Annotated in this window: 6 protein-coding genes; 3 read left to right on the plus strand and 3 right to left on the minus strand. The window is 73.1% G+C overall.

The annotated features are described in order from the left end of the window. On the plus strand, positions 1–670 hold a 670-nt coding region (locus VGH76_RS06050), incomplete at its 5' end, for a TetR/AcrR family transcriptional regulator (protein ID WP_331555720.1). Between the two features lie 8 nt (positions 671–678). On the opposite strand, the gene VGH76_RS06055 is transcribed toward VGH76_RS06050, so the two are convergent. Then, positions 679–1,476, minus strand: a complete 798-nt coding sequence (locus tag VGH76_RS06055) for an alpha/beta fold hydrolase (RefSeq protein ID WP_331555721.1) — start codon at positions 1,474–1,476, stop codon at positions 679–681. Positions 1,477–1,540: 64 nt separating this feature from the next. Then, complete coding sequence (locus VGH76_RS06060; protein ID WP_331555722.1) at positions 1,541–2,266, minus strand: TetR/AcrR family transcriptional regulator; 726 nt, start codon at positions 2,264–2,266, stop codon at positions 1,541–1,543. A gap of 266 nt (positions 2,267–2,532) precedes the next feature. On the opposite strand from VGH76_RS06060, the gene VGH76_RS06065 reads away from it, so the two are divergent. Both VGH76_RS06065 and VGH76_RS06070 read left to right on the plus strand, forming a co-directional pair. After that, the gene (locus tag VGH76_RS06065) at positions 2,533–3,798 is read left to right on the plus strand and encodes an MFS transporter (RefSeq protein WP_331555723.1); all 1,266 of its coding nucleotides are present in this window, start codon (positions 2,533–2,535) and stop codon (positions 3,796–3,798) included. Then, positions 3,696–4,556 carry an NADP-dependent oxidoreductase gene (locus tag VGH76_RS06070; RefSeq protein WP_349257488.1) on the plus strand — a complete coding sequence of 287 codons (861 nt, stop codon included), beginning with the start codon at positions 3,696–3,698 and terminating at the stop codon, positions 4,554–4,556. Before VGH76_RS06065 ends, VGH76_RS06070 begins: the two co-directional genes overlap by 103 nt. 9 nt (positions 4,557–4,565) lie before the next feature. Here the strand turns inward: VGH76_RS06070 and VGH76_RS06075 are convergent. Further along, positions 4,566–4,908, minus strand: a 343-nt coding sequence (locus VGH76_RS06075; RefSeq protein WP_331555725.1) for an acyl-CoA dehydrogenase family protein, incomplete at its 5' end; no start/stop codon positions are given.

Genomic DNA, 4,908 nt, shown 5'->3' on the forward strand with positions numbered 1-4,908 from the left:
TCGCGATTACGATCAGTACATGCCGCCAGCCAGGAGCTCTCCGAGCCGGGACGAGGCGGGCGTCCGCGGCGGCGCCCCCAGCAAGTCCGAGCGCACCAGGGAGCGGATCGTCGACGCGACCGCCCGGGTCCTCAACAGCCGTGGGTACGCCGGCACCCGACTCTCGGACATCGCGGCCATCGCGGAGGTGCAGGCACCCGCCATCTACTACTACTTCTCGTCCCGCGAGGAGCTCGTCGAGGAAGCGGTCTCGGTCGGCCTGCAGCGCACGATGACCCTCATGCGTGACGCCCTCGACGCGGTGCCGGACACGGCCACCCCGATGCAGCGCATCCGCGCCGCCGTGGCGGCACACCTGAGCACCCTGCTGACGCACTCGGATCACGCCGCTGCCGCCATGCGCACCGTGGCGCAGCTTCCTCCGGACATTCGCGACCGGCAGCTCGCCGCACACCGGGCCTATCTGGACATCTGGCGCGGGCTGCTCGAGGACGCACGTACGGCCGGCGAGATGAATCCGGCGCTCGACCCTCGCGCCGCGCTCATGGTCGTCATGGGTGCCCTGAACTGGACCGCCGAATGGTGGGACCCGGACCAGGGACCCCTCGACCACATCATCGCGACCGCACAGACGGTCGTCGAGAACGGCCTCTCCGACCCGGCGGCCTGACCGCCGACTCAAGCCGGCGAGGTCACCTGCAGCACCGCCCGGGCGACGAGCTCGGGGTCGTCCCACATCGGCACGTGGCCGCACCCGGGCAGCCGGACGAAGTCGGCACCGCGGACCGAGCGCAGCATCGGGGCCCCGTAGCGCGCCCAGGGGACGACGTGGTCGTGCTCGGCCCATGCCACACGCACCGGGCACGGCAGGTCGTCGAAGTCCGCCAGGGCGTCCTCGGGGCGGGCACCGGCGAGCAGCGGGCCGATCATGGTCGCGCCCGCGAGGTCGTCGAAGAAGCCCTCGACGTCGTGGTCAGGGACGCGCTCGCCGTGCTCCATCACCTGCCGGAGCAGCACGTGCCGCCATCGCGGCCGGACCGCGGCGCGGCGGACCGCATGCAGCCCTCCCAGCTCGGCGGCGAGGCGGAACACCTGCACCAGCCGCCACAGGTCGCGGGGGCGCTTCCAGGTGCCGGCGGGTGAGAGCGCCACGCACGAGAGCGCCCGCCCCCGCCGCACCAGCTCCAGCGCGACCCACCCGCCCAGCGAGTTCCCCGCCACGTGGGCCCGCTCGACGCCGAGGGCGTCCAGCCGGGCGCACACGGAATCGGCGAGCTCCGGGACGCCCACGCGGACGCCGTCGGGCCACGGGTCGCCGCCGCGGTGGCCGTTCATGGTCAGGGCGATCACGTCGTGGTGGCGCTCGAGCTCGTCGAGCACCGGCCGCCACGCGCGCCAGGACATCGAGGCGCCGTGCAGCAGGACCAGGGGCTCGCCGACACCGTAACGGTGGAGCCCCTCGACGGGAGCGGTCACGGGTACCACCTCTCGCTCGGTTTCTGAATACGAATGAGAACCTGCGGGGGTAGCCGCCAAGTCCTCACCCGGGAGCGGGCATCAGCCCGTCGAGCACCCGGTCGAGGCCGAGGAGGAACACGTCGTCGTCGGACCACGCCCGATCGACGAAGCCGGAGGCGTTGAGCGTGGGGTAGAGCTCGGCGCGGCCGGTGATGTGGGCCTGCACCTTGTCGAGCACGGCCGGATCGTCCATCCCGCGCCAGGTGGCATCGGCCATCGCCGCGCCGATGACGAAGTTGGACAGCAGCCGCGTGGCCGACTCGAGGTCGATCCCGGACAGCCCGGCGCGGGTCAGCATCGCCTGCAGGAACTCGGTCCGCGCCAGCACGTTCGGACCCAGCAGCGGCCGTCCGAGCAGGCTCGGGGACCACGGGTGCGCGAGCATCGCCGCGCGCCACCCGAACAGCAGCGCGCGGAGCGCGGACCACGGGTCGGGCCCGGAGTCGGGGACCGGGGCCTCGCCGACGACCTCGTCGAGCGCGAGGTCGAGCAGGTCCTCCTTGGTCGAGACGTGCCAGTAGAGGGCCGTCGAGGACACGTCCAGGCGCTGCGCGAGGCGCCGCATCGTCAGCCGTTCCGCTCCGTGTGCGTCGAGCTCGGCGACGACCGCGGCGACGATGCGCTCCCGGGTCAACGGCTCGGCCCGGCGCGACGAGCGCTCGGTCCGGCTGCGGAGCCACAGGCCGCCCTCACCGGCGGCGGTCGACGCCGATCGGCTCCCGCTCGTACGGGACTCTCCCGGGCTCACGATCACGCAGCCTACGCGGACCGGCCACTCACTTACCATTGATAAGTTCATTGAACACGGGTAAGCATGGGGCATGGCACACGACGAGAACCGGGTCGGCGCGGTACCTCGCGTCGCGAATCGCTCGATCGCGCTCGTCGTCCTGAGCCTCGCCCAGCTGATGGTCATCCTGGACTCGACGATCGTGAACATCGCGCTGCCGACCGCGCAGCACGACCTGGGGTTCTCCCTCGACGACCGGCAGTGCGGCACTGTCGATGGTGTCGGTGACGTTCGCGCACGACGTGGACGAGCGCGGTCGCGCGTTCGGCATCTTCGGTGCGGTGTCGGGTGCGGGCGGTGCGCTGGGCCTGTTGCTGGGCGGGATCCTCACGCAGGACTTGTCCTGGCGGTGGTGCCTGTACGTGAACCTGGTGATCGCGGTGATCGCGTTCGTGGGCGCGCTGGTCTTCCTCACCGACGCCACCACGCCGGAGCGCACCCGGCTCGACATCGCGGGGACGGTCACCGCGGTCCTGGGCCTGGTCGGCATCGTCTACGGCCTCGGCAACGCCGCGGCGAAGGGCTGGTCGGACGTCGGGACGCTCGGGCCCGTGGTCGTGGGGGTCGTGCTCCTGATCGTCTTCGTGCTCGTCGAGCGACGCGTGCGCCACCCGCTGCTCCCGTTGCCGGTGGTCCTGGACCGGACGCGGGGTGCGGCCTACCTGTCGGTCGGGATCTCGGGCATCGGCGGTTTCGCGGTGTTCCTGTTCCTCACCTACTACCTCCAGGACACGCTGGGGTTCACCCCCATCCGGACCGGACTCGCGTTCCTGCCGATGGTCGCCCTGGTCATGGTCGGCGCGATCCTCTCGGGGGCGGTGCTCATGCCGCGGACCGGACCACGTCCCATCGTCCCGCTCGGATGCCTCCTCGCGGCGGTCGGCATGGCCCTGCTGACCGGCATCGGGGCGGGGTCCGGCTACGCAGGCGGCGTCCTGCCGGCCCTGCTCGTCATCGGTCTCGGGCTCGGGCTGATCTTCGGTCCGGGGCAGAACGCGGCGACCAGCGGCGTGCGGTCGGACGAGTCCGGCGTGGCGTCGGCGATGGTGAACATCGCCCAGCAGGTCGGCGGGTCGATCGGACTGGCCGTGTTCAGCTCGCTCGGCGCGACGACGATCGCGAGCTACCTCGCGGCGCACGCCGCGACGGCGGCGAACCCGGCCACGGTCACCGCGGCGACCCTCGCGAGCTACCACGTCGCGTTCTGGATCGCCGCTGGGCTGTTCCTCGGGGGCGCCGCGCTGGCCGCCCTCCTCTTCCGCAGCGGGCCCCTCCCGGTCGACCCGGATGCGGCGTCCGTCCCCTCCCAGCACTCGGCATCGACAGTGAGGACGTCATGGAGGCAGCCCAGTTCAGCCGGTTCGGAGGCCCCGAGGTCCTCGAGATCGTGGATCTGCCCGACCCGCACCCCGGTCCCGGTCAGGTCCGGATCGTCGTGCGTGCGGCCGGGATCAGCGCGAGCGACACGAAGCTGCGCCAGGGGACGCTGAGCTTCGGCGCGGCCCTGCCGCAGACGACGGGGGCCGACGTGGCGGGCGTCGTCGACGAGATCGGGGACGGCGTCGCCGACGTCGCCGTCGGTGACCGGGCCTTTGGCATCTCCGACGACCAGGCGGCCGCGGCGGAGCTCGCCCTGCTGACCTTCCGCGCGGTCATCCCACCGTCATTGGGGTTCGTCGACGCCGCCGGGCTCCCCGCCGCGCTGGAGACGGCGACCCGCGGCCTCGACCAGCTCGGCGTCGGCGCGGGGGGCACGCTGTTCGTCAACGGTGCGACCGGCGGGGTCGGCAGCTCGGTCGTCCAGCTCGCCGTGGCCCGCGGCGCGCGCGTGATCGGCGCCGCGGGCCCCGCGAACCAGGGCTACCTCCGGGCGCTGGGCGCCGAGGCCGTGACCTACGGCGACGGCATGGTGGAGCGGGTCCGCGCCCTGGCCCCCGGCGGCGTCGACGCCGCGCTCGACGTCGCGGGCAACGGCGTCCTGCCCCAGCTCGTCGATCTCGCCGGCGACCCGAAGAACGTGATCACGCTCGCCGACTTCGGCGGCGCCGAGCAGTACGAGGTGCACTTCAGCAACGGGTTCGTCGACGGCCCGGCCTTCCACGCCCTCGGCGAGATCGGCGAGCTGGTCGAGGCCGGGCGGTTCTGGCTCCCGGTCGACCGGACCTTCCCGCTCGCCGGCATCGCCGAGGCGCACCGCCTCAGCGAGGGCGGTCACGTCCGGGGCAGGCTGGTGCTGGTGATCGGCTGACGGACGCGCTCAGGACGGTTCACGGGGCAGGCCGAGGAGTCGCTCCCCGATGATCGTCCGCTGGATCTGGTCGGTGCCGCCCGCGATCGACAGCATCGGGGCGTACAGCACCCCGCGCGACCACAGTTCGCCGTCCGGCTCGTCGGTGTCCCACGTCAGCCCGTGAGCGCCGGCGATCTCGACGGCGGTCCTGGTGACGTCGCGGGCCAGGCCCGCGGCCGCGAGCTTCCCGACCGAGGCCAGCGCGCCGGGGTCCTCCCCCGCGACACCGGCCGCGGCGAGCCGGTCGCCGAACGCCCGCAGCGCCCGCTCGCGCACCCACAGGTCGACCACCCGGTCCCGGTCGGTCGCG

It is taken from the genome of Actinomycetospora sp. (genome assembly GCF_036497585.1).
Taxonomy (GTDB): domain Bacteria; phylum Actinomycetota; class Actinomycetes; order Mycobacteriales; family Pseudonocardiaceae; genus Actinomycetospora.